General features: G+C 67.9%; 22 protein-coding genes. 8 read left to right on the top strand and 14 right to left on the bottom strand.

Annotated features, from left to right (window positions below; all coding sequences use genetic code 11):
* Positions 1-35: 35 nt before the first annotated feature.
* Positions 36-377, bottom strand: coding sequence for a rhodanese-like domain-containing protein (locus MWN34_RS04380; protein WP_247026975.1), 342 nt, complete (start codon positions 375-377; stop codon positions 36-38).
* 59 nt (positions 378-436) lie between these two features.
* Positions 437-1,471 (bottom strand): DMT family transporter, encoded by a 1,035-nt coding sequence (locus MWN34_RS04385; protein ID WP_247026977.1) that lies wholly within the window; start codon positions 1,469-1,471, stop codon positions 437-439.
* 180 nt (positions 1,472-1,651) lie between these two features.
* Here MWN34_RS04385 and MWN34_RS04390 point away from each other — a divergent pair, with 180 nt between their 5' ends.
* Entirely contained in the window at positions 1,652-2,524 is an 873-nt protein-coding gene (locus MWN34_RS04390; protein ID WP_247026979.1) for a LysR substrate-binding domain-containing protein, read from the top strand.
* Positions 2,525-2,562: 38 nt separating this feature from the next.
* Here MWN34_RS04390 and MWN34_RS04395 read toward each other — a convergent pair whose 3' ends face one another.
* Positions 2,563-3,333, bottom strand: a complete 771-nt coding sequence (locus tag MWN34_RS04395; RefSeq protein WP_247026981.1) for an SDR family NAD(P)-dependent oxidoreductase — start codon at positions 3,331-3,333, stop codon at positions 2,563-2,565.
* A gap of 398 nt (positions 3,334-3,731) precedes the next feature.
* On the opposite strand from MWN34_RS04395, the gene MWN34_RS04400 reads away from it, so the two are divergent.
* Both MWN34_RS04400 and MWN34_RS04405 read left to right on the top strand, forming a co-directional pair.
* Positions 3,732-4,328 carry a protease inhibitor Inh/omp19 family protein gene (locus tag MWN34_RS04400; RefSeq protein WP_247026982.1) on the top strand — a complete coding sequence of 199 codons (597 nt, stop codon included), beginning with the start codon at positions 3,732-3,734 and terminating at the stop codon, positions 4,326-4,328.
* 277 nt (positions 4,329-4,605) lie between these two features.
* A complete protein-coding gene (locus MWN34_RS04405; protein WP_247026985.1) occupies positions 4,606-4,869 on the top strand; it encodes a hypothetical protein in 264 nt (87 codons plus the stop codon).
* A 72-nt stretch (positions 4,870-4,941) separates the two neighbouring features.
* Here the strand turns inward: MWN34_RS04405 and pssA are convergent, their stop codons facing one another.
* From pssA to MWN34_RS04435, 6 genes are all read right to left on the bottom strand, one after another.
* On the bottom strand, positions 4,942-5,847 hold the full coding sequence (gene pssA / locus MWN34_RS04410; RefSeq protein WP_247026987.1) for a CDP-diacylglycerol--serine O-phosphatidyltransferase: 906 nt from the start codon (positions 5,845-5,847) through the stop codon (positions 4,942-4,944).
* 56 nt (positions 5,848-5,903) lie between these two features.
* Complete coding sequence (locus tag MWN34_RS04415; RefSeq protein WP_247026989.1) at positions 5,904-6,602, bottom strand: phosphatidylserine decarboxylase; 699 nt, start codon at positions 6,600-6,602, stop codon at positions 5,904-5,906.
* A 52-nt stretch (positions 6,603-6,654) separates the two neighbouring features.
* A complete protein-coding gene (locus MWN34_RS04420) occupies positions 6,655-7,047 on the bottom strand; it encodes a type II toxin-antitoxin system VapC family toxin (RefSeq protein ID WP_247026991.1) in 393 nt (130 codons plus the stop codon).
* Between the two features lie 3 nt (positions 7,048-7,050).
* Entirely contained in the window at positions 7,051-7,287 is a 237-nt protein-coding gene (locus MWN34_RS04425; protein ID WP_247026993.1) for a type II toxin-antitoxin system VapB family antitoxin, read from the bottom strand.
* A gap of 82 nt (positions 7,288-7,369) precedes the next feature.
* Positions 7,370-9,340 carry an ABCB family ABC transporter ATP-binding protein/permease gene (locus MWN34_RS04430; RefSeq protein WP_247026995.1) on the bottom strand — a complete coding sequence of 657 codons (1,971 nt, stop codon included), beginning with the start codon at positions 9,338-9,340 and terminating at the stop codon, positions 7,370-7,372.
* Positions 9,337-9,849: an ArsR/SmtB family transcription factor gene (locus MWN34_RS04435; protein ID WP_247026997.1), complete on the bottom strand. Its 513-nt coding sequence runs from the start codon at positions 9,847-9,849 to the stop codon at positions 9,337-9,339. The genes MWN34_RS04430 and MWN34_RS04435 overlap by 4 nt, the downstream gene beginning before the upstream one ends.
* A 214-nt stretch (positions 9,850-10,063) precedes the next feature.
* Here MWN34_RS04435 and MWN34_RS04440 point away from each other — a divergent pair, with 214 nt between their 5' ends.
* Positions 10,064-11,032 carry a DUF6662 family protein gene (locus tag MWN34_RS04440; protein WP_247026998.1) on the top strand — a complete coding sequence of 323 codons (969 nt, stop codon included), beginning with the start codon at positions 10,064-10,066 and terminating at the stop codon, positions 11,030-11,032.
* 153 nt (positions 11,033-11,185) lie between these two features.
* On the top strand, positions 11,186-11,797 hold the full coding sequence (locus MWN34_RS04445) for an LOG family protein (RefSeq protein ID WP_247027000.1): 612 nt from the start codon (positions 11,186-11,188) through the stop codon (positions 11,795-11,797).
* A gap of 111 nt (positions 11,798-11,908) precedes the next feature.
* On the opposite strand, the gene MWN34_RS04450 is transcribed toward MWN34_RS04445, so the two are convergent.
* Together MWN34_RS04450 and cysS are read right to left on the bottom strand one after the other, a co-directional pair.
* Entirely contained in the window at positions 11,909-12,403 is a 495-nt protein-coding gene (locus tag MWN34_RS04450; RefSeq protein WP_247027002.1) for a GNAT family N-acetyltransferase, read from the bottom strand.
* Positions 12,400-13,794, bottom strand: coding sequence for a cysteine--tRNA ligase (cysS, locus tag MWN34_RS04455; RefSeq protein ID WP_247027004.1), 1,395 nt, complete (start codon positions 13,792-13,794; stop codon positions 12,400-12,402). The genes MWN34_RS04450 and cysS overlap by 4 nt, the downstream gene beginning before the upstream one ends.
* Positions 13,795-14,146: 352 nt before the next feature.
* On the opposite strand from cysS, the gene MWN34_RS04460 reads away from it, so the two are divergent.
* Positions 14,147-14,461: a hypothetical protein gene (locus MWN34_RS04460; RefSeq protein ID WP_247027006.1), complete on the top strand. Its 315-nt coding sequence runs from the start codon at positions 14,147-14,149 to the stop codon at positions 14,459-14,461.
* Between the two features lie 75 nt (positions 14,462-14,536).
* Here the strand turns inward: MWN34_RS04460 and MWN34_RS04465 are convergent, their stop codons facing one another.
* Complete coding sequence (locus MWN34_RS04465) at positions 14,537-15,127, bottom strand: CreA family protein (RefSeq protein WP_247027008.1); 591 nt, start codon at positions 15,125-15,127, stop codon at positions 14,537-14,539.
* A 213-nt stretch (positions 15,128-15,340) separates the two neighbouring features.
* On the opposite strand from MWN34_RS04465, the gene MWN34_RS04470 reads away from it, so the two are divergent.
* Positions 15,341-16,450 (top strand): DUF2865 domain-containing protein, encoded by a 1,110-nt coding sequence (locus MWN34_RS04470; RefSeq protein ID WP_247027010.1) that lies wholly within the window; start codon positions 15,341-15,343, stop codon positions 16,448-16,450.
* A gap of 6 nt (positions 16,451-16,456) precedes the next feature.
* Here MWN34_RS04470 and MWN34_RS04475 read toward each other — a convergent pair whose 3' ends face one another.
* Together MWN34_RS04475 and MWN34_RS04480 are read right to left on the bottom strand one after the other, a co-directional pair.
* Positions 16,457-17,830 carry a glutamate--tRNA ligase gene (locus MWN34_RS04475; protein ID WP_247027011.1) on the bottom strand — a complete coding sequence of 458 codons (1,374 nt, stop codon included), beginning with the start codon at positions 17,828-17,830 and terminating at the stop codon, positions 16,457-16,459.
* 74 nt (positions 17,831-17,904) lie between these two features.
* A complete protein-coding gene (locus tag MWN34_RS04480) occupies positions 17,905-19,578 on the bottom strand; it encodes an NAD+ synthase (protein WP_247027013.1) in 1,674 nt (557 codons plus the stop codon).
* Between the two features lie 476 nt (positions 19,579-20,054).
* Here MWN34_RS04480 and MWN34_RS04485 point away from each other — a divergent pair, with 476 nt between their 5' ends.
* Positions 20,055-22,949, top strand: coding sequence for an autotransporter family protein (locus MWN34_RS04485; protein ID WP_247027015.1), 2,895 nt, complete (start codon positions 20,055-20,057; stop codon positions 22,947-22,949).
* Positions 22,950-23,026 lie beyond the last annotated feature (77 nt).

The raw sequence follows: 23,026 nt of genomic DNA on the forward strand, positions 1-23,026 counted from the left end.
CGGCCAGCCGCAAGCACGAACCTTGTTCTGCCCGCTCAGCCCTGCTCGGTCGGGAAGCCCGCCTGCTTCCAGGCCAGGATGCCGCCCGCCATGTGGCGATGCAGGTCCAGCCCGGCCGCCTGGGCGGCAGCGGCGGCCCTTTGCGAGCGCTGGCCGGAGCGGCAGGAAAAGACCAGCATCCTGTCGCCGGCGTCGGGCAGCGCGTCGGCATCGAAGGTGGAGAGCGGAAAATCCACCGCGCCGGGAATGCTCTCGGCGGCAAGCTCGTTGGGCTCGCGCACGTCGACCAGCAGGATGGTGCCGTCGGCGAGACCCTTGCGCACCTCGTCCACGCTCAGATTCTCGATCACGCCGCCGAAGGGATTTGGCTCGGCCATGTCACGGGCTCCTCACATCTCTGCGCAGGAGGTAGCCCTGCGCAGGCGTCCGCGCAAGCTCACCTGACGACGCGCGGCGCACGCGGGCGCACCACCAGAACACCGGCCACCACCAGCGCGCCGCCGGCGATCACCACCAGCGAGGGAATCTCGCCAAACAGCAGCGCGGCGAAGCCGACGCCGACCAGGATCTGAAGCAGCAGCACCACCGACACCAGACCGGCCGGCAGACGCCCCAGAGCGAAGGTCGTCAGTCCCTGCCCCGCCGCATGGGTGACGATGCCGAGGCCGGCAACCGCGAGCAGGCCCTGCAGGCTGCGCGGCACCAGCATCTCGCCCGTTCCAACGGCCCAGCCAAGGCAGAGCACCGCGGCGAAGGCGGTGGAAATGAGCGAGAGCATGCCCCCGCCAATCGCGGCACGCCCGTCCGCGCCCGCCCGCCGGATCATGCGGATGAACAGGATATAGGCCGAATAGGCGGAGGCCGCGACGAGGCACATCAGGTCGCCGGTCCGGGTGGCCGCGCCGCCCTGCCCGCCCTGCAGGCCATGGCTCATGATGAGCAGCGCGCCGGCGATGGCAAGCGCCATGGCGGTGAACAGGGCCCGCGTCGGACGCTCGCCGAGGAAGGCCCAGCCCATCAGCATCACGAAGAGCGGCGCCATATTGCCGAGCAGCACCGCGTTTGCCGTGGTGGTGAACTGAAGCGCGGCGTTGAACAGCACGAGATCGACGGCGAAGAACAGGCCGATGAGGCAGGACAGGCCGACGGTCGCCAGCGGCAGCTTCGGCGCATCGAGACCCGTCACCCGCGCATGGGCCTTCATGCCGCGCCATTCGGCAAGCGCCCACAACGCGGTCGGGCCCAGGGCGAAGACGAGGCGCCAGAACCCGACCGCCGCGGGGCCGACATCGGACAGCCGCACGAAGATGGCCGAGAAACCGATGCACAGAGCCGCGGCCAGCACGCCGCCGAAGGCGCGGCGGCGCAGTTTCGCCTGCAGCAGCTCGGCGGCGAGCGCGGCGGAGGCGGCCGGCGCGGGAATGTCGATGGTGTCGGTGAGGGCGAGCGAGGCGGGGGGCGGCGGCGACATGGGGCACACGGCTGACAGGGGAAGCCGGCACAGACCTTCGCAGATCTCGGCTAACGCGAGGTTGACTACACCCGCCCTTATTATCGGAAAAGCGAATTTATTTTGTGGTTACATCACGAATGATGATAAGAATGAAACCTTGCTTTTCCGCCTGTGCGGGGACCATTGCCGGAGCCGTTGATGCGCCACCTGGATACCGAATCGCTCGGCATGCTCATCGCCATCGTGGACAGCGGCGGCTTCACCGCCGCGGCGGAGCGGGTCGGGCGAACGCAATCGGCGGTCTCCGCGCGCATCGCCCAGCTTGAGGAAAGCCTCGGCGTGCGGCTGCTGGAGCGTTCGCGCCGCGGCGTCGCGCTGACCGAGAGCGGCGAGCGGCTGGTGGCCCATGCCCGTCGCCTGCTGGCCTATGAAAGCGAGGCGCTGTCCGACCTCAAGGGCGGCACGCCGGAAGGCAGCGTCAGGCTCGGCATGCCGGACGATTATGTCGACGCCTATTTCACCCCGGCCATCGCGCGCTTCGCCGCAGCCTATCCGCGGATCGAGATCTCCATCCGCTGCGACCTCTCCAAGGCGCTGGAGCCGGAGGTGGAGCGCGGGCACATCGACCTCGCCCTCATCACCCGCGACCTCGCCCGTCCCACCGGCGAATTGCTGAAGCGCGAGAAGCTGATCTGGCTCGCCGCCCGCGGCCATCGGCCGGAGCGCAACGACCCGCTGCCGCTCGCGCTGTGCCCCACCGGCTGCCGGGCCCGCCCCCACATTGCCGCCGCGCTTGACACGGTGGGCCGGGCCTGGCGCGTCGCCTGCACCGCGACCTCGCAGGCCGGCATCAATGCGGCGGTGGAAACCGGGCTGTGCGTCACCGCGATGCCGGAATGCGCCGCCCCGCCGGAGTGGCGTCGGCTCGGCCATGCCGACGGCCTGCCGCCTTTGCCCGACATCGAGGTGGGGCTGGTGATGGCGCCGGCGGCCTCCGCCGCCGCGCGCCGCCTCGCCGAGACGCTGCGCGCCGCGCTCTCGGACGGGCCCGCCGCGGTCGAGGCCGCCTGACGCGGCGGCCTGCACGCGGTTTTTCGGCCGCTCCGTTTTCAGCCGCGCTTCACGTTGAAGCCGGCGAAGCCCTGGCAGGTGGGGAACACCTGCAGTCGATTGATCTGCACATGGCGCGGAACGGTGCAGCAGAAGAACACCTGCTCGGCGATGTCCTCGGCGGTCAGCGACTGCGTGCCGGAATAGACCGCATCCGACCGGCCGGCATCGCCATGGAAGCGCACCAGCGAGAACTCGGTCTCGACCATGCCGGGCTCGATGTCGGTGACGCGCACGCCGGTGCCGACCAGATCGGCCATCAGGTTCAGCGAGAACTGCTTCACGAAGGCCTTGGTGGCGCCATAGGCATTGCCGCCCGGATAGGGATAGTCGGCCGCGATCGAGCCGGTGAACACCACATGCCCCTCCCCGCGCGCCACCATGCCGGGCAGCGTGGCCTCCACCGTGTAGAGCAGGCCCTTGATGTTGGTGTCCACCATGTCGTCCCAGTCCTTCAGGCTGGCCCGCTGGGCGGGTTCGAGGCCGAGGGCGAGACCGGCATTGGCGAAAACGACATTCAGCGGGGCGAAAGGTTCGGGCAGCGTGTCCAGCGCCTTCGCCAGCGCGGCCTGGTCGCGGACATCGACCTCGAGGGGATGCAGGCGGGGGCCGAGCTCGTCGCGCAGCGCGATGAGGCGGTCGGCGCGGCGGCCGGTCGCCACCACATGGGCGCCGGCTTCGATGAAGCGCCGCGCGCTCGCAGCGCCGATGCCGGAGGTCGCCCCGGTGACGAGAACCCGGAGCGTGGCGGGATCGAGCATCTGATACATGGCTGCCTCCGTTTCGTGCATTGCGGCGCGGGGCCATTGGCCCGTTGTGCGGTCGTGCCGACGGTCCTGCCGGCGGCCTTGCCGGCGGTTCTGCATTGTGCACCGCCACATGGGCACATACAGCGCGTCGTCACGCTCGTCCATCGGCAGACAGCCGGCCGGCGCAAAACGGCCGCGGCGTGCGCATCTGGCCATTTCGGCGTTGCCGGCATTAATATTCTGTTGATCATGAGCATCGAAGATGCAGATCAAGGCATCTTTCGGCTCTTGCGGGCCATTCTCACGCCACGATCCGCCGCGAAATTGGCCAGATCGAATCCGGCGTGCGTTGCGGGGAGTGCCGCCGGCTTTGTCAGCTGAAGACATGGCGTCTCATCGCCATGTCGGGGGAGTCGGAAATGAAGTTGATTGCCGTCATTGTCGTGTCCGCAGGAGCCCTCGCCATCGGGGGTTGCAGCACGTCGCTTGACGGCTTTGGCCCTTCCGCCAAGGCCACTGCCTCTCCTGTCGCCGATGCCGATCCGATCACACCGGCGCCGAGCCTGTCGGTGGAAACCTCCGCGGTTCCCGCTCCGACGGGCGCTTCCGCGCAGACCGCCAGCGCCGCCGTGACCCCGCGGGAGACCGCGCAGGCCGCCCAGTCGGTCGCGCTCAGCCCGCCACCCGCCACCGCTCCCGGCGGCGTCGCCTATGCCGATCCGGGCGCCACCCGTTCGCAGCTTGCCGGAACCTGGACCTATGTGTGGGACAATGGTCAGAAGACCTGCCCGCTCACCCTCAGCACCGATCGCGGCATGTCCGGCTTCGCCGCCAGCGCCGACGTTTCCTGCCCGAACGACATCTTCATGACCAAGGGTTGGGACGTGTGGGGCAACGACATCGTTCTGCAGAACCATGTCGGCAAGGTCACGGCCCGCCTGCAGCCCAGCGGAAGCGGCCATTTCGACGGCGTTGCCACTACCGACGGCACCAAGGTCGCGCTGAACCGCACCTGATCCCGGGCACCTCGCGCCGGTTGCGGTTTCCTTTTACCGGCCAGCTCCAGCCCGCCCGTTCGGCGGGCTTTTTCGTGCATTTTTAAGCGATGAACCAGCCGTTGTGGCACCGACTTCGCATGGCTCGCGAGGCGGGTCGCCTGCCATCATGTTCATCGTGAAAATCGATCACGTGATCGGGAACCGAAAGAATTCAGATGCGTTGACGGTCGCTTCGGGTCATTGTGATGCATGAGCAAAGGCGATTGATTCGCCATTCCGATCGGGGGAGGTTCTGATGCTGAATGTGTCGGGCAGATCTTCGCTTTTCCCCCGGTCCGAGGGTGAGGCGGTGCTCACCGTCGCGGCGAAGCGGGAAGTGCCGAATGCTGTGGCTCTCGGCACGGCTTCAGGCACCGTCTTCGCCCGCATGACCCAGCATCTCGCCCAGCTCGGCCCGCGCACGGATGCGGAGGCTCTGCGCGCATTGCGTCAGGCTTTTCCGGCCGTGCCGCTCTCCGATCGCGTCGCGGTGCTCGCCGAGCGCAACCGGCAGGTCTGACAAGGCCCGGCATTCGCAAGACTCTGCGCGTAAGGTCCTTAAGTGGCGCGCGTTCCGCGCGGCCTGCTGCCTTCAGTTGAGCCGGCCCGGCCGGCTCTCGCGCGGTGCCGCAGTCCCGGCCGCGGCCCCCTGCTCATCCACGAAGGCAGGATGCTCCTCGTCCTGCATGTCGGCTTCGGCACGGGCCTTCTCATGCTCCCGCGACATGCGGGCATAGCTCATGACCGAGAACGGCAGCAGTGCGAGATAGGCGACGGTCAGCAGCGAGAGCACGGCCCACGGCCACGTCACCAGGATCGCCACGAACAGGGCGACGCAGACGAAGAGCGGCAGCACCGCCTCGCGCGGAATACGGGCGCCCAGCTTCTTGCCCGACCATGCCGGCAGCTTCGACACCATGAGAACCGCGATGCACAGCGTGTAGAGCGCCGCCACCGCCGGCGAGGCGATGAGGCGCGGCAGGCCGATCAGTTCGAGATAAACCGGCAGCAGCACGCAGATCGCGCCGGCCGGGGCCGGGATGCCGGTGAAGAAATTGGTGGCAAAGGCCGGTTTGTTGGGGTCTTCCAGCATCACGTTGAAGCGGGCAAGCCGGAGCGCCGCGCAGATCGCGAAGGCCAGCGCCGCGATCCAGCCGATCGAGCCCAGCGTGTCGAGGCCCCACATATAGAGCACGATGCCCGGCGCGACGCCGAAGCAGACGAAATCGGACAGGCTGTCCAGTTCCGCGCCGAAGCGCGACGTGCCCTGCAGCAGCCGGGCCAGCCGGCCGTCCATGCCGTCCAGCACAGCCGCGAGCACGATGGCGCCGAGCGCCAGTTCCATCCGTCCCTCGATGGCCATGCGGATGCCGGTGAGGCCCGCGCACAGCGCGAGCAGCGTCACCACGTTCGGCAGCAGCAGCCGCAGCGGAATGGCCTGGAAACGCCGCTTCCCGTTGACGGGATCGGGCTCGAAGGGCGGGAAGGGCCGCGGCATGGCGAACTCCTGGCAAACGGGAACGGTGCGGCGGAGCAAACCCCGCCGATCAGGCCTCAGCCGATCCTAAAGCGGGCGGGCGGCTGCGAATAGGCGAGATCGGCCAGCACCGTCTCGCCCGCGACCGCACGCTGGCCTTCTGCGACCAGTGGGCGCGCCCCGGCGGGAAAATAGACATCCACGCGCGAGCCGAAGCGGATGAGGCCGAAGCGCTCGCCGGTGCCGAGCTCCTCGCCCTCGCGCACGAAGCAGACGATGCGGCGCGCGACGAGACCGGCGATCTGCACCACGCCGACCAGACCGCTCGCGGTATCCAGCACCACGCCGTTGCGCTCGTTGAACTCGCTCGCCTTGTCCAGCTCGGCATTCAGGAACTTGCCCGGCCGATAGGCGATGCGCACCACGCGGCCGGCGAGCGGCGCCCGATTCACGTGCACGTCGAACACATTCATGAAGATGCACACGCGCGGTACCGGCTCATGGCCGAGGCCGAGCTCCTTCGGCGGCACCGCCGGGCCGACGAGGCACACCCGCCCATCCGCGGGCGCGATGACCAAGCCCTCGCGCTGCGGCGTCACCCGCACCGGATCGCGGAAGAAATAGGCAATCCACACCGTAATCATCAGCGCGATCCAGCCGAGCGGCTGGAACAGGAAGAACAGCACCAGGGTCACCACCGCGCCGATGGCGATGAAGCGATAGCCTTCGCGATGGATCGGCACGAGGCTGTGGCGGATGGTGTCGATAAGGGACATCGGCTTTCCTATGGGTGGCCGGCCCTGCGAGGCCGCGCCGCAATCGGGTAGATCACGCGAGATCGGTGTGCACGAAATCGTCGCCCTTGTAGAGCAGCGGCAGCCGATGTGCACGCGCGCAGGCATAGGCGAAGCAGTCGCCCATGTTGAGCTGGGCCGGATGGCCCCTGCCCTTGCCATAGCGCTCGAACGCCTCCAGCGCGAACCCGCCGATCTCGGGGGTGATGGGCGCGACCGTGATAGACGATTCATGGAGCAGCCGTTCAACCTCCTGCTCCACCTCGGCCCGCCCGATCCGGCGCCGCGTCATCACCGCGGCAATCGTCTCGAACAGCGCCAGAGGCGAGGTCACGGCTCCACCCGCGGCGTCGAGCCGGCGCGCGAGATCATGCGCATCGGGCTCTCCCAGCAGCAGGGCGACCAGCGCCGAGGCATCGACAAACATGCCTCATATTCCTGACAAATCGTCGAAAAAGGCTTTGTCGGCAGGCAGGCCCGTGTCCTCGTGCGCCCTGAGCCGTTCGGCAATAGGCTGCAATCGCTCCCACAGCGGGGTCTTCGCCCGTTCGCGCTTCAGCGCCTCCTCAACGGCGTCATGGATCGCTTCCGTCAACCCGACGCCGCGCAGCTGGGCGAGCTTGCGCACCAATGCGTCGGTCTCCGGGTCGCGTATGTGGAAGGCCATGGCTGCAGCTCCGTCTAGACGCCGGCATCGTAGCATCTAGACGCGCGGCAGCGAAGGTGGCGGGACACGCCCGCCAATGGTCTCACGCCGCTGCGTCTGCCGGCTTGGGGGCGGGGTCGTCCGAAAGGCCTTCGTCCCCGCTTGCCCGCAGCGTTTCGCGGGCGCGCTCGGCCTCGCGCTGGCGCTCCCACATGGAATGGTAGAGCCCGCGCTTCTTCATCAGTTCGCCATGGGTGCCGCGCTCTGCGATGCGGCCGGCGGCGAGCACGATGATCTCGTCGGCGCCGATGACGGTGGAAAGCCGGTGCGCGATGACGAGCGTTGTGCGCCCGCGCGAAACACGATCCAGCGCGTCCTGGATCTCTCGCTCGGTGTGGCTGTCGAGCGCGGAGGTCGCCTCGTCCAGCAACAGGATCGGCGGCGCCTTGAGGATGGTGCGGGCGATGGCGACGCGCTGCTTCTCGCCGCCGGAGAGCTTCAGCCCGCGCTCGCCGACCTCGGTGTCGAAGCCCTTCGGCGTGTGCTGGATGAAGCCGTCGATCTGCGCCAGATGCGCGGCCTCGATCACCTCGGCGTCGCTGGCGCCGTGGCGGCCATAGCGGATGTTGTAGGCCAGCGTGTCGTTGAACAGCACGGTGTCCTGGGGAACCATGCCGATCGCTGCGCGCAGGCTTTCCTGCGTCACGTCGCGGATGTCCTGCCCGTCGATGCTGATTCGCCCGGACGAGACGTCGTAGAAGCGGAACAGCAGCCGCGAGATGGTCGACTTGCCCGCGCCCGACGGCCCGACGATGGCGACCGTTCGCCCCGCCGGCACCTCGAAGGAGATGCCCTTCAGGATCTCGCGGTCCGGGTCATAGGAGAAATGCACATCCTCGAACCGCACCGCACCGCCGGAAATCGCGAGAGCGGGCGCGTCCGGCGCGTCGCGGATCTCGGGGTCGCGGGCGAGGATGGTGAACATCGCCTCGATGTCGATGAGCGACTGCTTGATCTCGCGGTAGATCATGCCGAGGAAGTTCAGCGGCTGGTAGAGCTGGATCATCATGGCGTTGACCATGACGAAGGAGCCGACCGACTGCCGGCCGGCCTTTATGTCGAATACGCACAGCGCCATCACCGCGGTGAGGCCGGCGGTGAAGATCGCGGCCTGCCCGGCATTGAGCCAGGCGAGCGAGGTGTGGGTGCGCACCGTCGCCTTCTCATAGGTGGCCATGGAGCGGTCGTAGCGCCGGGCCTCCCAGCTTTCCGCGCCGAAATACTTCACCGTCTCGTAGTTCAGCAGGCTGTCCACCGCCTTGGCATTGGCGTCGGTGTCGCTCTCGTTCATGGCGCGGCGGATGCCCATGCGGAACTCCGTCATCACGAAGGTGAAGACGGTGTAGGCGAGGATCATCGCCACCGAGGCCGCCGCATAGCGCCAGTCGAACTGCCAGAGCAGCACGCCGATCACCATCGCGAATTCGAGGATGGTCGGCGCCAGATGCAGCACCAGCATGCGCACGATGGTCTCGATGCCGTCGCGCGAGCGCTCCAGGACCCGGGTCAGGCCGCCGGTCTTGCGCTCCAGATGAAAGCGCAGCGACAGCGCGTGCATGTGCTCGAAGGTTTCGATGGCGAGCCGGCGCACCGCGTGGATCGCGACCTTGGCGAACAGGCCGTCGCGCCACTGGGTGAGGCCGGCCATCACCACGCGGGCGAGGCCATAGGCGAGCGTCAGCACCAGCGGGCCGGCGAGGATGAGGCCCACCGTGTCGGTCGAGATGGTGGCTCCCTCGCGATGCGCCACCGCATCGGTCGCCCATTTGAACAGGAAGGGAGTCGCCATGGTGGCGACCTTGGCCAGCACCAGCAGCACGAGGCCCCACAGCACGCGGGCGCGCAGGTCCAGCCGATCGGCGGGCCACAGATAGGGCATGAGACCACGCAGCGCGAGCAGCAGGCTGCCCCGTCCCTCCCCGGAGGGCACCGGACGGGTCGGGGTGGAGCGCGGACGGGGGGAAAGCGACGGCGAGGCGGGAGCCTCGACGGTCCCGCGATCAGGGGTGCTCATGGGTTATCCGTTGACTGGGCGGCACCGTGACCGCTGCGGGCCGGCATCGCGACCTGCGCGCCGGCGGGCATGGAAAGCGGGGTCGGCGACGAGAAATGTGCTTCGCAAATGGGCGCAGCCGGCGATGCGTTCAAGCCGCTGCGGGGCTGGCATGCGTCGGCCAGGGATTGAGGCGCGGGAGATGGAGACGCGGGAGATGAAAACGCCGGGGCAGAGAGATCGGCCAGCAGCGGACCCAACGTGCGCGCCAGCCGGTCCATCGCCGCGCGGTCGAGGCAATAGCAGGAGCGCGGCCCCTCGATTTCGCCACGGATGAGACCAGCGTCCTTCAGCACCTTGAGATGCTGGGAGACGGTGGATTGCGCAAGCGTGAGCCCGCGCACGATGTCCCCGCACTGGCAGCGGTCGGCCCGCGCCAGCGCGCGCAGAATCACCAGCCGCACCGGGTGGCCGAGGGCGCGCAGGCAGGTCGCGAGATGTTCGTCCGTGGTTTCGGGCGTCGCTGTCATCGTTCATCGGCGATAGACGATAAGGCCGGCGATGCGCAAGTGCCTGCCGCGCGGGACGGCCAGGCATAGACATTCCGCAACGTCACGCGCACCCGATGTGTTACTTGCGCGCCATAAGTGAAAAATAAAAATAGTAAGTATAAAAATGGCATGGACAGCAGGAATAGTTCCCATTACCGATCTTACAAAAGATCGAATAATTCGGGGGAAGCTTATGAATCTGCGCAGCCAGCGTCGCGCCGCGCGACCGCTCATTCGTGCCTTCGCTAGCGGCTCTTTCGCCCTTCTCGCGACCGGCGCCTGCCTCGCGACGCTACCGGCCGCACCCGCCCATGCCGCGGACCTCAAGGCGCAGGCCGCGCCGACGGCCGATACGGCGCCGGCAGGCTACGAGATCGACAGCGAAAACATCTTCGGCTTCACCGAAGGCTCGGACACCAATGATCGTGGCGAGCAGGAGGTCACCATCACCGGCACCGGGCGCTTCAAGCGCGCGACGGGCGACGATGACGACCGCTCCTCGCATTATTCGGCCTGGGAGGCCGAGGCGGAGTACGAGTACGGCGTCACCCGCAACCTCACGCTCGGCGTAAGCGCCTCCTTCGCTCATCACGACATCAGCAACATCGAGGATATGGACGATGTGAATGGCGGCGGCTTCAACGGGCTCGGCGCCTCGCTGAAATACCGCTTCCTGAGCTGGGAGCACGACCCCGTCGGTCTCGCCATCTCGGTGGAGCCGGAATGGAGCCGCTATGGCGACGATGACGGCGAGCGGGTCGACGGCTTCAGCCTGCCCATCAAGGTGATGCTGGACAAGGAGCTGGTTTCCGAGACCCTGTTCGGTGCGCTGAACCTGGCCTATGAGCCCGAATGGGCCGGCAGCGAGAAGGAAAGCTCGCTGGAAGCCTCCGCCGCGCTGAGCTGGCAGGTGACGAACGGCATCTTCATCGGTGGCGAAGCACGCTATCTCGCCGGCTTCAACGGCGCGGCGCTGGACGATTTCGAGGGCGGCGCCTTCTATCTGGGCCCGAGCTTCTACGCCCAGCTCAGCAAGGCGGCGCACATCAAGGTGGCCTATTCCTATCAGGTCGCAGGTTCCTCGCCGGAGAGCGAAGGCAATCTCGACCTCGTGAACCATGAGCGGCAGCAATTGCTGCTGCAGTTCGGCGTCGAGTTCTGAACGCCGCACGACCCCGGCCCCTCGCAAAACCTCGCTTCGGCTCCGCCGCGGCGAGGTCTGCTGTTTCGGCGCAGGCAGGGCCTCACGGGACCGCGCCGGTGTGGACATGCGGCAGCGCTTGACGGGCACATTCCGCGCTGCATCATGGTGCGCATGAGCAAGATCAAGAGTGTGTGCGTCTATTGCGGTGCTGCCAACGGCAGCGATCCCGTCTTTCTCGACACCGCCCGCGAACTCGGCCGCCTGTTCGCGGAAGAAGGCGTGCGCCTCATCTATGGCGGCGGCGGCGTCGGGCTGATGGGGGCTGCGGCGCGGGCCTGCGCGGAAGCGGGCGGGCGCGTGACCGGCATCATTCCGGACTTCCTGATCGGCAAGGAGCAGGCCTTCGAGCATGCCCACGAACTGATCGTCACCAAGGACATGCATGAGCGCAAGCGGCTCATGTTCGAGCGCGCCGATGCCTTCGTCGCCCTGCCCGGCGGCATCGGCACGCTGGAGGAACTGGTCGAGCAGCTCACCTGGGTGCAGCTCAATCGCCACCGCAAGCCGGTGATGGTGTTGAATGCCGGCGGCTTCTGGGATCCGCTGCTGGCCTTGCTTGACCACATGCAGCTGAGCGGCTTCGTGAACAGCGCCCGCCCGGTCAACCTGCTGGTCGCCTCCAGCGCCCGCGCCGTTCTTCCCCGCCTGCGTGCCGCGATTGCCCCCGTGCCCGAGGGCGAGCTGCATGGCGAGCGCGAGATCGAGGTCGCGGAACGCATGTGAGGCGCGGCGGCCGCCGCGCGCCCATGCGGCTCTGGTCTGGCCGCTGCGCTTCGGCCGGCATGATGGTCTGGGGTTGCAGGCATCGAAGCATCCGCTCCGCCGGAGCGCCCGTCAGGCCGCGCCGTCGCCGAGCTTCTTCTGCACCGTCGTGTTGCCGAGCCAGACATCGCCGCGCGGCACGGAATTGCGGCTCTGGGCGACGTAGCCGCGCTTCTGGAAGAAGGCGAGCGCGGTATCGCTGGCATCCGCGGTCAGGACCGTGGCACCGCGTGCGGCGGCCAGCTTCTCAATGGCGTCGCATAGCAGCGTCCCGACGCCCTGCCCTGCCGCTTCCGGATGTACATAGAGCAGGTCGATGACCCGGTTGTCGGCGAGCGCGACAAAGCCCACCGGCTCTCCGTCGCGCGTCGCCACCAGCGTCAACCGGCCGGCGAGGCCGGCGGCGAAAGCCTCCTCGTCATCGGCCGCGGCGGCCCAGGCTTCCTGTTGGTCCTCGTCATAATCGTCCCCCGTCAATGCGAAGATCGACGCGCGCATGAGGGCGGCGAGCGTCTCGGCATCGGCGGGCAGCGCCGGGCGAAGGGAGGCCGCAGGCGCCGCGCTCACCGCTTCGGCTCCCAGGTGGTGGTGCCGTCCTTGTTGTCCTTCAGCGCGACGCCGAGCGCGAGCAGTTCGTCGCGGATGCGGTCGGAGGCCGCCCAGTCGCGGTTGCGGCGGGCCTCGATACGCTCGGCGATGCGGGCTTCGACCATCGTGAGGTCGACGTCGAGCGCAGGTGCCTTCGCCGCCTGCCAGGCGCGCAGCGGGCCGTCGGTGAAGCCGAGAAAGGCCAGCGTTCCGCCCAGCGCCTTCTTGCCGGCATGGTCCTTCAGCGCGTGCAGCTCGGCGATCGCCTTCGGGGTGTTGAGGTCGTCGGCCAGCGCCTCCAGCACGGCCGGGGCCGGGCGCGGATAGGCATCGGGCGCGGCGGCGTCGAAGAACTGCTCCAACGCCTTCGCGCTCTCCTCCAGCCCCTTCAGGGTCCAGTCGATCGGCTGGCGGTAATGGGTGCGGAGCATGTTCAGGCGCAGCACGTCGCCGGGCCAGTCGGCGAGAAGCTGGCGGATGGTGATGAAGTTGCCGAGCGACTTCGACATCTTCTCGCCTTCCACCTGCAGGAAGCCGTTGTGCATCCAGGTGTGCGCCATCACGCCGGAATGGAAGGCGCAGCGCGACTGGGCGATCTCGTTCTCGTGGTGCGGGAAGATGAGGTCGATGCCGCCGCCATGGATGTCGAAGGTCTCGCCGAGATGGCGCCACGACATGGCGGAGCACTCGATGTGCCAGCCCGGACGGCCGAGCGGAGCGATGCCGGCGGGCGAGGGCCAGCCCGGCTCGCCCTCCTTCGAGGGCTTCCACAGCACGAAGTCCATGGCGTCGCGCTTGTAGGGCGCGACATCGACACGGGCGCCGGCGATCATCTCGTCGAGCGGGCGACGGGACAGCGCACCGTAATCGGGCATGGAGGGCACCGAGAACAGCACATGGTCCTCGGCCACATAGGCATGGCCGGAGGCGACCAGCTTCTCGATCAGCGTGCGCATCTCGGCGATGTGCTCGGTCGCGCGCGGCTCGACATCGGGGTGCAGCACGCCGAGCGCCTCGAGGTCGTCGTGGAACTGCGCCTCGGTGGCGAAGGTCACGCGGGCGATCGCCTCGTTGAGCGGCAGGCCGGGATGCTCGGCGGCGGCGCGGGCGTTGATCTTGTCGTCCACATCCGTGATGTTGCGCACATAGCGCACATGATCGACGCCATAGAGGTGGCGCAGCAGCCGGTAGAGCAGATCGAACACGATCACCGGGCGGGCATTGCCGATATGGGCGAAGTCATAGACGGTGGGCCCGCACACATACATGCGCACGGATGCCGGATCGATCGGCGCGAAGCTCTCCTTGGTCCGCGTCAGCGTGTTGTAGAGCTTGAGCTCGGGAAGACCCGCTCGAACGTCGCCCGGCATGAAACCTCGCCTTTGCCTGTGTCGTCGCGCGCCCGACGCGCGCCTCCCGGAAACGGGACGGGCGTCTGTCCTCCCTTTGGGCCAGCGCGTCAAGGCCGCAGGCGGTCGATGGTGGTTGCCCCAGCGGCTGAGGCGCGCCCGCCACACCCTGCGCCAAACCGCAGTGCACGCGCCGCGACCGTCTTGCTCCCGCAGGTGCGAAGGGCCTAACAAACGAGTCGATCCGCACGGCCTTTCGTTTCTTCGAAGTTGAACAAAATCGCGGGATCGGCGTTCACGAACTATTCAAGACTCGCCGGCCATAATCCCGCCCCATCACCGCCTGAGTGCAACCAGTATTCGCCATACAGCCATGTCGCTCCGTCGCGCCCTTATTGTCGCAACCCTTGCGTTCGCCCCGACTCTGGCGCTTGCCGACGGTCGGACCGAGATGTTCCTGGTCGATTCTTCGGACGGCTACGGCATCGACACCTGCGTCGCCTCCGGCCAGCCCTGCGGGGAAGCCATGGCCGGCGCGTGGTGCCGCGCACATGATTATGCCCGCGCCGTCAGCTTCGGCCGGGTGAAAAGCGATGCCGCCACGCCCCAGCTCATCGCCCTGCGCAAGCAGAGCGCCTGCTACGGCAATGGATGCGCCGAAACCGTCGCCATCACCTGCGAGCGCTGAATTACTTTCGAGCGCTGGATTACTTGCGAGCGCCACCCGACACGTTGAGAGACGCGGGCACGAGATGCCCGCCGCTCACTTGATGAAATCCCCGCATTTCGGGATCTCGGTGTCCGCCCCCCACGGCATGATCGGCACGCTGGTGGTCGAATTCTTCGGACTGCCTTCGATCAGCCGATCCGAATAGACCAGATAGACCAGCACGTTGCGCTTGGCGTCGCAGCCGCGCACGATTTGCATCTTCTTGAAGATGAGCGACCGGCTCTCGCGATAGACGATATCGCCCTGCTCCATCTTGCCCTTGAACCGGATGGGACCGACCTGCCGGCAGGCGATCGAGATGTCCGACACTTCCTCGGCCACGCCCAGCATGCCCTTCACCCCGCCCTTTTCGGGCTGGGTGTAGTGGCAGGCCACGCCCTCGACCATCGGATCGTCGATGCCGTAGACCGCGAGCTTGTCGTCGGGGGTAAGGAATTTCCACACTGTCGACTTGCGGAAGACGAGGTCCGGCTCCTGCGCCGCGGCCGGGCCGGCGAGGCCGACCAGCGCGAAAAGCGCGAGGCCTGCGGCGGCGAGACGCGCAAGGGTGATATCTGCAGCGGCGAGGCGTGCGGCGGTAAGGCGTGCAGCGGCGAAGGAGGTGCGCAGCGGGCGCGGCGGCATCGGGCTTGGTCTCCATCGGCCCGGAAAGGGCCACGCCCGCCATATGGGGCGCCGGCCGCCCGGCAGGAAGACGTCGACCCGCGCGATGTGGCATGGCAAAACGCACGGCCTTCCCCAATTTGGCCAAGCTTGCCGCGCCATGTGCGGCACGATCGCGCCGAGCGGGAATCGCCGGCCCGGCCCTTCGCCACACGCGACGAGATACCCGACCTGATGAGCCTTCTTCGCGATCCCGGCGCGCGCCGCCTTTTTTCCCGCATCCCGGCGGGCCTTGTGCTCGCACTGGCGCTGTTCCTCCTGCCGGGTGCGGGCCCGGCCGCGGCGCAGTACGACGCCCAGAACCTGCCCCCGCAGGGCGTGCCCGGCGCCCAGGATGCCGCCCGCTCGCAGCAATGCATGCGGCTGGAAGCCCAGCTTGCCCAGCTCGGCCCGACCGGCGGAGCCGGCAACATGGAAGCCGCGGTGGCGAAGCAGCGTCAGCAGCTCGACTTCCTGAACGGGCAGGCGAATCAGTACGATTGCAACCGGCAGGGTTTCCTCATCTTCCAGCCGCAGTTGCCGCCTCAATGCACGGACATCAAGAACCGGCAGGCGCAGGCGCAGGCCCGGCTCGACCAGATGATGAACCAGCTCGACGCCCAGCGCAGCGGTGCCGATGCGCAGCGCCGCCAGCTCGTGCAGCAGCTCGCGCAGAATGATTGCGGCCCGCAATACCGCGCCGCGCTCGGAGCCGGGCAGGGCCAGCCGCAGCAGCGCCAGCCCCGGCAGCCGCGCAATTTCTTCGAGCAGTTGTTCGGCGTGCCGGCCGACGAAGCCGCGCAGCCCAGCGAGGAAGCGCCGCCGCCGGATATCCAGCCGGCCGAGATGCCGAAGGTCTCGACCTATCGCACCGTGTGCGTGCGCACCTGCGACGGCTTCTTCTTCCCGATCTCGTTCTCGACGACCCCGGCCAATTTCGCCGCTGACGAAGCTCTGTGCCAGCGCCAGTGCCCCGGCACGGAGGCGCGGCTGTTCGCCTATCGCAATCCGGGCGAGGACATCATGCAGGCGGTGGGCACCAACGGGCAGCCTTATTCCGCATTGCCCAATGCCGGGCTCTACAAGAAGCAGTTCGTCTCGGCCTGCACCTGCAAGCCCGCCGGCATGAGCTGGGGACAGGCGCTCTCGGGCGCGGACGGCGCCGACACGCTGCGACAGGGCGACATCCTCGTGACCGAGGACAAGGCGCGCCAGCTCTCCCAGCCCGTGCCCGCTACACCGGCGACGGCCAAGCCCGGCGCGAAGCCGGCAGCCGCCAAGCCGCTGCCGCAGCTCAACGACTGACCGGCTTCAGGCCGCCTCGCCGCGCAGACGGGCGGCTGCCCTCTCCCGGCCGATCAGCGGCAGCAGCGCCTTCAGCTCCGGCCCGCTCTCCGCTGCGGTCAAGGCGAGGCGCAGCGGGTGGAACAGCGCCCGCCCCGAGCGGCCGGCGGACGGCTTCAAGGCCGCGATCCAGACCGGCCAGACATCCTCGCCCCACGGCTCGGGCGGCAGCACGGCCAGCGCCTGGTCGAGAAAGCCGCGATCCTCCGGCGCGATGACGGGTGCGAGCGGCCCCGTCACCACCTGCCACCAGCGGGCGGCATCCGTGATGCGCCCGAGATTGCCGCGCACCGCATTCCAGAACGCCGCGCCGCCGCCGATTCCGAGCCCCGCCAACCGCTCGGCCACCGCCGCATGGTCGGCAAGATGCAGCGTCGCCGCGGTGAGGCCGGCGAGATCGTCCGGGTCGAAGCGCGCCGGCGCGCGGGAGATGGCGGCGAGGTCGATCTTCGCGGCGAGCGTATCGAGATCCGGCACCGCCTGCACCGCCAGCGAGGTGCCGGTCAGCGCCGCCAGCGCCGCCACCGCCAGCGCCTCCTGCCCGTCTTCGCGCAGCGCGCGCAGCGAGAGATGGCCGAGCCGCTTCGACAATCCCTCCCCGCTCGGCAGGGTGAGCAGATTGTGGTGGGCAAAGCCGGGCGGCACCGCGCCCAGTGCCTCGATGATTTCGATCTGCACGCCGGTATTGGTGACGTGATCCTCGCCGCGCACCACCAGAGTCACCCCCATGTCGATGTCGTCGACCACAGAAGGCAGCGTGTAGAGGAAGGTGCCATCCTCGCGCACCAGCACCGGGTCGGAGAGCGTCGCGGTGTCGACCGTCTGCGCCCCGCGCACGCCGTCCACCCACGACACCGCCCGCCCATCGAGCCGGAAGCGCCAGTGCGGGCGGCGGCCCTCGGCCTCCAGCCTCGCGCGGTCGTCCCCGGTCAAAGCGAGCGCGGCCCGGTCATAGATCGGCGGCAGGCCGCGGCGGCGACGGGAGAGGCGGCGCTGCTCCAGCTCCTCTTCGCTCTCATAGGCCGGATAGAGCCGGCCCATCGCCTTCAATCTCTCGGCCGCCGCGCGATAGAGCGCCACCCGGTCCGACTGCCGCGCCACCCGGTCGGGCGGGATGCCGAGCCAGTCGAGATCCTGCGCGATGGCCTCGGCGAAGGCCGCCGTGGAGCGGGCCGCGTCGGTGTCGTCATAGCGCAGGATGAAAGTGCCGCCCGCACGCCGCGCCAGGAGCGCGTTGTAGAGCGCGGTGCGGGCATTGCCGACATGGAGCAGCCCGGTCGGCGACGGGGCGAAGCGCAGGACGGGGGGCGAAGCGGGGATCGCGACGGGAGACTGGGTCATGATGCGGCCTTATCGCCGCTTGCGGCGCGCCGGGCAACGGCGAAACCGCCCGGCTGCCTCATGCGGCGCGCACCCTACACCGTCTCGCGGAACCGGTTGGTGATGGGGTAGCGGCGGTCGCGGCCGAAATTGCGTGTGGTGACCTTCACCCCCGGTGCGGCCTGCCGGCGCTTGTATTCGGCGATGTTGAGCAGTCGCTCCACCCGCGCCACGGTCGTGGCGTCATAACCTTCGGTGACGATCGACTGCACCGAACGCTCCTGCTCGACCAGCCGTTCGAGGATGGCGTCGAGCACGTCATAGGGCGGCAGGCTGTCCTGGTCCTTCTGGTTCTCGCGCAGCTCGGCGGTGGGCGGCTTGACGATGATGTTTTCGGGGATCACCACCCCGTCCGCTCCCAGCGCACCCGCCGGCTTCCAGTGGTTGCGCAGGGCGCAGAGCCGGAACACCTCGGATTTGTAGAGGTCCTTCAGCGGGTTGTAGCCACCGTTCATGTCGCCATAGAGCGTGGCGTAGCCGGTCGACATCTCCGACTTGTTGCCCGTGGTCACCACCATCGAACCGAACTTGTTGGAGATCGACATCAGGATGGTGCCGCGGGCGCGGGACTGCAGGTTCTCTTCCGTCACATCGCGCGGCAGCCCGTCGAAGAGCGGCTTGAGGCAGGCTTCGAGGCCCTCCACCGCCGGGGCGATCGGAACGATGTCATAACGGCAGCCCAAAGCCTCAGCGACGCCGGCGGCGTCGGACAGCGATTCGTTCGAGGTGTAGCGATAGGGCAGCATCACGCAATGCACACGCGCCGGGCCGAGCGCATCGGCCGCCATCGCCGCCACAAGCGCCGAGTCGATGCCGCCCGAGAGGCCGAGAACCACGCCCTTGAAGCGATTCTTCTCGACATAATCCTTCAGCCCCAGCACGCAGGCGGCATAATCCGCCTCGTCGCCCGCCAGCAGCGGGGCGCGCGCGCCTTCCTCGCAGCGCCAGCCATCGGCCCAGCGTTCCCAGCGAGTGATGCGGATGCGCTCCTGAAAATTCGGGAACTGGACGGCGAGCGAACGGTCGGCGTTCAGCACGAAGGACCCGCCGTCGAACACCAGCTCGTCCTGCCCGCCGACCTGGTTCACATAGGCGAGCGGCAACCCGCTCTCCACCACCCGCGCCACCGCCACATTCATGCGCTCGTCATAGACGGTGCGGCGATAGGGCGAGCCGTTCGGGATGAGCAGGATCTCCGCGCCCGTCTCGGCGAGGCATTCGATGACGTCCTGCGACCAGATATCTTCGCACACCGGCACGCCGAGCCGCACCCCGCGGAAGGGGATCGGCCCCGGCATGGGCCCGGGAGAGAAGACGCGCTTCTCGTCGAACACGCCGTAATTGGGCAGGTCCACCTTGTGGCGCAGCGCCGAGATGCGCCCGTCCTCCAGCAGCAGCACGGTGTTGTGGAGCTTGCTGGCCTCCACCCATGGCGAGCCGATCAGCACCGCCGGGCCGCCATCGGCGGTCTCGAGCGCCAACGCTTCCACCGCTTCGCGGCAGGCAAGCTGGAAGGCCGGCTTCAACACCAGATCCTCCGGCGGGTAGCCGGAGATGAACAGCTCGCTGAACAGGATCAGGTCGGCGCCCTGCCCGCCCGCATGGGCGCGGGCGGCGCGCACTTTCCCGGCATTGCCGGCGACGTCGCCGACCACCGGATTGAGCTGCGCGAAGGCGATGAGGAGCTGGTCGACGGGAGCGCTGATCATGCCCCTGATGTAGCGGGCGAAACGGCGGCGGGCAATGTGGCGCGCGCCGGCAGCGTCATTCCCGACATCCCTCTTGCGGATCGAAGATGCGGTTCGGGATCACGTCACCGGGAATCGTGCGCGCCGCACAGCCCGCGCGGCGCTACGCCATGTCACAGGTGCGACATTCTGCCAGCCACCAAATGGAAACGGCCTGTCGCAGCTAACAGGATACCCCTGAGCTCCAAAAATCGTGGCCAGCAGGCAACATATGGCGGGATTTGGGCAGAAGTTGGCGTTTCGCTTCCAAATTCATATTACCTTTGGACAAACGCGGGATAATCTTTCGCGTAGTTCATTCTGCAGTGCGCGTTGCGGCTTTTTTTTGCCGCTCACAGGTTCAAGAACGGCTTCGTTCCCTTAGGCCGACGGTGGTGCAGTGTGGGCTGCCTCTCCGTCGAACGAAGCTTTGTGGTTCATTCGAGGGGTGGATTTTCATGAGAAGGCATTTGCCGTCGCTGGCGGCTTCCACGTCCATTCTGGCCTTGATGCTGGCAACCGGCGCCCATGCCGACCAGTTCATCAACGGCACGTTCGAGGACGGCACGCTCAATGGCTGGACGGTGGGCGGCGGCTCCTGGTTCGGCGGCCCCTATCCGGTGCCGTCCGACTATCTGCCAGGCGGCGCCAACTACGTTGCCGGAGCGGGCATCGCCACCGTCACCAATACCGGCACCGACAGTAATACGGACAACGTGCTGCGCACGGTCTATGGCGGCAATCACTCGGCGCAGGTCAACAACGACATTTCCGATTACTCGGTCTCGACCATCAGCCAGCGGGTGAACAACTACACCGATCCAAAGATCGAGTTCGCCTATTCCGCCGTGCTACAGCAATCTCACGGCCCCACCGACTCCGACGCCTTCATCGTGACTCTGGTGGACGCCACCACCAACGAGGTCGTCTATTCCTACAACCTCAATTCCGCCACCGCCCCCGGCGTGTTCGTCGAATCCTCGACCGGCTGGTACTACACGGACTGGCTGACCGCGAGCATCGACGTTTCCGGCCGCCAGGGGCACGACTTCATCCTCTCTCTGCTGGCCAATGACTGCCCCTACGGCGCCCATGCCGGCTATGCCTATCTCGACGGCTTCGGTGCGGTGGTGGGCGGCGGTGGCTCCTCGCCGGTGCAGTACTGGAACGGCGCCTTCGCCAGCCCGAACGGTCAGGTGAATGGCGGCGACGGCGTGTGGACGGCGAGCGCCACCAACTGGACGGATTCCGCCGGCTCGGCCAGCGGCACCTATTCCCCGACCCCGATCTTCGCCGGCCAGCCCGGCACAGTGACGGTGGACAACAGCGCCGGTCAGGTCAGCATTGCCGGGGCGCAGTTCGCGGTCAGCGGCTATGCCATCGTCGGCCAGCCGATCGAACTTTCCGGCATCGTCGCAGACATCGCGGTCGGCGACGGCACGGCTGCCGGGGCCGGCTACCTCGCGACCATCGACGCGCCGCTCTTCGGCACCGCAGGTCTTACCAAACAGGATTTCGGCACCCTCGTCCTGAACGGAGTGAACACCTATACCGGCACCACCACGGTCGAGGCCGGCACGCTGGTCGGCTCGGCCACCAGCTTCGGCTCCGGCGCCATCTACGACAACGCCACCCTCATCGTGAACCAGCCGACCAGCGCCACCATGGCCAACCCGCTGGGCGGCACCGGCACCTTCATCAAGACCGGCGCCGGCGAACTGCTGATGACCGCGAACAGCCCCTTCGCCGGCGCCACCGCCGTCGCTGAGGGCCTGCTGCGGGTCGACGGCTCGCTGGCCTCGTCCTCCGTCACGGTCAGCGGCGGCGCGGCGCTGGGCGGCTACGGCACGGTCGGAAACGTCACAGCATTGGCGGGCTCCACCATCGCGCCCGGCGGCAGCATCGGCACGCTGAACGTCGCCGGCAATTATGTACAGCAGGCCGGCTCGACCTATCAGGCGGAAGTCACCGGCGCGGGCGCGAGCGACCTGCTCGCTGTCACCGGCAGCGCCACGCTGGAGCCGGGTTCCGTGCTCGACGTGGTGAAGCTCGACAGCACGCCCTACCAGCTCGGCTACCGTTACACAGTGGTTTCCGCCGATGGCGGTGTGAACGGCACCTATGCGGTGACCGGCGACACCGATGTCTCGCTGTTCTACAGCCTCGTCGCGGCCTACGATCCCACCCACGTCTATCTCGACGTGCTGCAGACCAGCCCCTTCGCCTCGGCCGGGTTCACGCCGAACCAGCGGGCGGCAGCGGCGGGGGCGGATTCGCTCGGCACCGGCACGCTTCACGACGCCATCGGCAATCTGCAGACCGTAGGCGAGGCGCGCGCGGCCTTCGACGCGATTTCCGGCGAGATCAATGCGTCCGGCAAGGGTGTGCTGATCGAGGACAGCCGCTTCCTGCGCAATGCGATGCTGAGCCGGATCGACGCCACCTTCGACGAGCCGGCCGTCATCGTCACGCCCGCGCCGGCCTTCCCGACCAAGGCCCCGGTCAAGGCGCCGCCGGGCATCGCAGCGCCTTCCAGCGCCTTCTGGGCGTATGGCTTCGGCTCGTGGGGCTCCACCAACGGCAATGGCAATGCGGCGGGTCTCGACCGCTCCATCGGCGGCTTTTTCATCGGCGCGGATACGCTGGTCGCGGAAAGCTGGCGGGTCGGCGTGGTCGGCGGCTACAGCCAGAGCAGCTTCGACGTCGACAGCCGTCATTCGTCCGGAGAAAGCGACAACTACCACATCGGCGCCTATGCCGGCACGCTCATCGGCAATGTCGGCCTGAAGTTCGGCGGCGCCTACACCTGGAGCGACGTGACCACCCGCCGCTTTGCCGGCTTCACCGGCTTCTCGGATTCGCTGCACGCCGACTACGATGCCGGCACCGCGCAGGTCTTCGCCGAAGCCGGCTATCGCTTCGCTCTGGGCGGGGCGACCCTCGAGCCCATCGCCAACGTCGCCTATGTGAACCTGCACACCGACGGCTTCACCGAACAAGGCGGCCCCGCCGCCCTGCGCAGCGGGAGCGCCACCGACGACCTCACCTACACCACGCTCGGCCTGCGCGCCTCCAGCCGGTTCGAGCTCGGCACCATGGCGGCGACCGCGCGCGGCCTGATCGGCTGGCGCCATGCCTTCGGCGACACCACGCCGGATTCGGTGTTCGCCTTCTCCGGCGGTACGCCCTTCTCGATCGAGGGCGCGCCGATCGCCGAGGATGCGCTGGTGCTCGACGCCGGGCTCGACTTCGCCCTTACCGAGAGCTGGACGCTCTCCGCCAATTATGGTGGCCAGTTCGGCGGCGGCTTCGAGGACCAGACCGTGAAGGGTTCACTCACCCTGAAGTTTTGATCGCAGCTTCGCCGGCAAAGAAAAAGGGCGGAGGATGCCGGGTGCATCCTCCGCCCTTCTCATTCAGGTATCGTCTC

The sequence above is a fragment of the Ancylobacter crimeensis genome (assembly GCF_023016805.1).
Classification (GTDB): domain Bacteria; phylum Pseudomonadota; class Alphaproteobacteria; order Rhizobiales; family Xanthobacteraceae; genus Ancylobacter; species Ancylobacter crimeensis.